6 protein-coding genes are annotated in these 3524 nt (G+C 75.3%); all 6 read right to left on the minus strand.

The genetic code is table 11. The features are described 5' to 3' along the window. Positions 1-115: AAA family ATPase (locus ACXJKG_RS20170; RefSeq protein ID WP_456847509.1), on the minus strand; the 115-nt coding region annotated here is incomplete at its 3' end. Then, on the minus strand, positions 112-1005 hold the full coding sequence (locus ACXJKG_RS20175) for an NAD kinase (RefSeq protein WP_456847504.1): 894 nt from the start codon (positions 1003-1005) through the stop codon (positions 112-114). The genes ACXJKG_RS20170 and ACXJKG_RS20175, both read right to left, overlap by 4 nt. Beyond that, positions 1002-1814, minus strand: a complete 813-nt coding sequence (locus ACXJKG_RS20180) for a TlyA family RNA methyltransferase (RefSeq protein ID WP_456847505.1) — start codon at positions 1812-1814, stop codon at positions 1002-1004. Before ACXJKG_RS20180 ends, ACXJKG_RS20175 begins: the two co-directional genes overlap by 4 nt. A 6-nt stretch (positions 1815-1820) precedes the next feature. Further along, positions 1821-2000: a hypothetical protein gene (locus tag ACXJKG_RS20185; protein WP_456847506.1), complete on the minus strand. Its 180-nt coding sequence runs from the start codon at positions 1998-2000 to the stop codon at positions 1821-1823. Positions 2001-2284: 284 nt separating this feature from the next. After that, on the minus strand, positions 2285-3325 hold the full coding sequence (locus ACXJKG_RS20190) for an HAD-IIA family hydrolase (protein ID WP_456847507.1): 1041 nt from the start codon (positions 3323-3325) through the stop codon (positions 2285-2287). Further along, the coding region (locus tag ACXJKG_RS20195; protein ID WP_456847508.1) for a hypothetical protein at positions 3322-3524 on the minus strand (203 nt) is incomplete at its 5' end. The genes ACXJKG_RS20195 and ACXJKG_RS20190, both read right to left, overlap by 4 nt.

Consider the following 3524-nt stretch of genomic DNA (forward strand, 5'->3'; position numbering starts at 1 on the left):
GCACCATCGTCTTGCCCGCGCCGGTCTCGCCCGTGAGCACGGTCAGCCCGGGCCCGAGCTCGACGTGCGCCCGGCCGATGACGCCGAGGTTCTCGATGCGGATCTCCTCGATCACCGCGAGGCCTCCGGGGTGTCGTGGAACGTGGGGCGCGGCGCGCTCGGACGGCCGCGCCACCCGTCGACCGGGAGGTCGAACTTGTTGACCAGCCGCGTCGTGAACGGGGCCGGGGTCAGTCGCGCGAGACGCACGGGGACCGCGCTGCGCGTGACCTCGACTCGCGAGCCGTGGGGCACCTCGAGCCGGCGACGACCGTCGAGCGTGACCAGCCCGGCCGCGGGCGACCGCTCGAGCACCTCGATCGCGAGGAGGCTGCGCGGGCCGACCACCAAGGGCCGCGCGAACAGCGCGTGCGCGGAGATGGGCACCAGGATCATGCCGTCGACGTCGGGCCACACCACCGGCCCGCCGGCAGAGAACGCGTGCGCGGTCGATCCCGTGGCCGTGGCGGCGACGATCCCGTCACAGCCGAACGACGACAGCGGGTGGCCGTCCACCTCGAGCAGCACCTCGAGCATGCGCGAACGGTCGACCTTCTCGAGCGCGGCCTCGTTGAGGGCCCAGCCGGTGCCGACGCTCCCGTCGGGGCGGATCACGCGGACGTCCAGCGTGCCGCGCTCCTCGACGTCGAACTCGCCGGCGGTCAGCCGGCGCACCGCCTCGCCGATGTCGTCGCGCTCGCTCTCCGCGAGGAACCCGACGTGCCCGAGGTTGACCCCGAGCAGCGGCACCCCGGTCCCGCGTGTGAGCTCGGCCGCCCGCAGGATCGTCCCGTCGCCGCCCAGCACGACCGCCAGCTCGAACGAGGGCAGGTCCGCGGCGTCGGCGTCCTCGGCCGCGAGCACCGGCTCGACACCCGCACGCTCGAGCTCCCGCACGACGTCGCGCGTGGCCTGCACGGCCTCCTCGCGCCCACCGTGGGTGACAACGAGGGCGCGCCGGCTCATCGCTGCACCCCGAGCACGTCGGCGGTGATCTGGTCGACGGGGACCTCGACCGGTGATCCGTCTGCCGGTCGGCGCAGCCAGAGGAAGAACTCGACGTTCCCGCTCGGCCCGGGCAGGGGGCTGCGGACCACCCCGAGCACGGCGAGCCCGAGGCCTGCAGCCACCCGGGCCACCCCGACGACCGCGTCGACCCAGAGCTCCGGCAGGCGCACGACCCCGCCCGATCCGAGCCGGTCGCGCCCGACCTCGAACTGCGGCTTCACCATGACCAGCAGGTCGGCCTCGGGGGCGGCGACGTCGACCAGCGCGGGCAGGACGAGCGTCAGGGAGATGAACGAGAGGTCGGCGACCACCAGCTCGGGTGCCGGCTCGACGTCACCGCGGGTCAGCGTCCGGACGTTGACGCCCTCGCGGACGTCGACCCGGGGATCGGCTCGCAGCTCCGCGACCATCTGGTCGTGCCCGACGTCGACCGCGACCACGTGCGCGGCACCGCCCCGCAGCAGGACGTCCGTGAATCCCCCCGTGCTGGCGCCCGCGTCGAGGCAGCGCCGCCCGGCGACCGCCGGACCGTGCGCGCCGAGAACCTCCAGCGCGCCTGCGAGCTTGTGCCCGGCGCGCGAGGCGTAGCCGGGATCCTCGTCGTCGAGCTCGACCGTGACCTGCCGGTCGTCCGTCACCTGAGCTGCGCTGCGCGAGACCGCCGCACCGTCGACCGTCACGCGACCGGCCGCGATCAGCTCCCCGGCGTGCCGGCGCGACCGGGCCAGGCCGCGGCGCACCAGCTCCGTGTCGAGGCGTGTGGTCACCGCCGGTCAGCCCTCCGCGTCGGCGAGCCGGTCCTGCAGCGCACCGTGGACCGCGTCGAAGACGGCGACGTGCGCGCGCAGCGGCTGGTCCTCGAGACCGACCAGCGCCGACAGCGCCTCGTCGACGGCGTCGTCGTACACCGACGTCACGTCGTCCGCCGTCTCGGGCGTTCCGGTCTCGCTCACTGCGCCGCCTCCACAAGCTCTCGTCGTGCTCCCGGTCCGACGACGACGTCGGCCGGTCGGACCTGACGTCGCGCACAGCGGGCGACGTCGGGCGCCCGGGAACCGCTGCACCCGGGACGCGCCCACGCTACCTGCCGCGGGCGACGCGGCCCGCTCGCCACACACAACCCGTGGGGGAAGCGCCTGAGGCGGCCCGACGATCGGCCGAAAGAGAGCGGGTGGCGCACTTCGTGCGGAGGGCCTTGCGATGCGAGCGCGAGGCCCGACGACGCCCGCGGCAGCCGTCAGCCTTCCGCGGATCGGGTCCCGAGCTCGGGCACCGAGCTCGGGTCGAGGTCGACACCCTCGTCGACGGCGGCCCAGGCCGCGGCGCACGCGGCCCGGACGACGTCCACGTGATCCTCGACCGACGACGGTGTCCCCCGCCCGATCTCCAGCGCCCCGCCGACCACCCGTGCCGACGCCCCGCGCACCGTCCACCAGCCCTCGGCGCCCTGCTCGGGCTCCGGGTGGGTGACGAGCAGCGATCGCAGGTCGGCGCCGATGAGGTGCGGACGCTCCCCGGGCACGGCCAGCACGTCGTCGCGCGCCGAGCTGACCCCGGTGAGCACGTGCAGACCGATGTAGCCGCCCGCGCGCGCCCCGGCGAGGTCGGTGTCCAGCCGGTCACCGATCACGAGCGTCTCGCGCGCACCGACGCGCTCCACGGCCATCCGGTACATCGTCGGCGACGGCTTGCCCGCGCTGTCGGGCACGACGCCCGTCGCCGCCTGGACCGCCCCGACGAGCGAGCCGTTGCCCGGGGCGAACCCGCGTGCGGTCGGCAGGCTCAGGTCGAGGTTCGACGCCACGTGCCACGCGCCGCGACCGATCGCGTAGGCCGCCTCGGCCAGCTGCGGCCACCCGACCTCCGGAGCGAACCCCTGGGCCACGGCCGCAGGCTCGTCGTCGGCGGAGTGCACGACCTCGTACCCGGCCGAGCGGACCGCGGTCACCAGACCGGCACCCCCGACGACCAGCACCTTCGCACCCCGCGGCAGGCGCGTGCGCAGCAGCTGCGCCGCGGCCTGGGCCGCCGTCATGACCTCGGACGCGTGCGTGACGATGCCCAGGTCCGTGAGCTGGTCAGCCACCGACTCCGGCTCCCGCGACGCGTTGTTGGTGACGAACACCAGCCGCATCCCGCGCTCGCGCGCCGACGTCAGCCCCTCGGCCGCGCCGTCGATCGGCTCGTGCCCGCGGTAGGCCACGCCGTCGAGGTCGACGAGCGCGAGGTCGAACCGGTCCGCGAGCGGCGTCGACGACCCGACGAGCCCGCCCGTCACCGGCCGCCCTCCGCCTCGTCGTCGCTCGCGTCGTCCGACTCGACGTCGCTGGCCTCGTCCGACTCGACGTCCACCGAGGGCTCGGGCGCGTCGCCCACCGACTCGTCGTCGCCCACGGTGTCGCCGGCCTCGACGTCGACCGTGCCCGCGGGCGCGTCGTCGCCGTGGTCGCCGTGGTCGTCGGTGTCGTCCTTCGACG

The sequence above is a fragment of the Cellulomonas sp. P5_C6 genome, assembly GCF_054049635.1.

Bases quoted from the DNA above. Each gene is read 5' to 3' on its own strand.
- ACXJKG_RS20175 (WP_456847504.1), bottom strand. From the start codon at position 1,005: ATGAGCCGGCGCGCCCTCGTTGTCACCCACGGTGGGCGCGAGGAGGCC.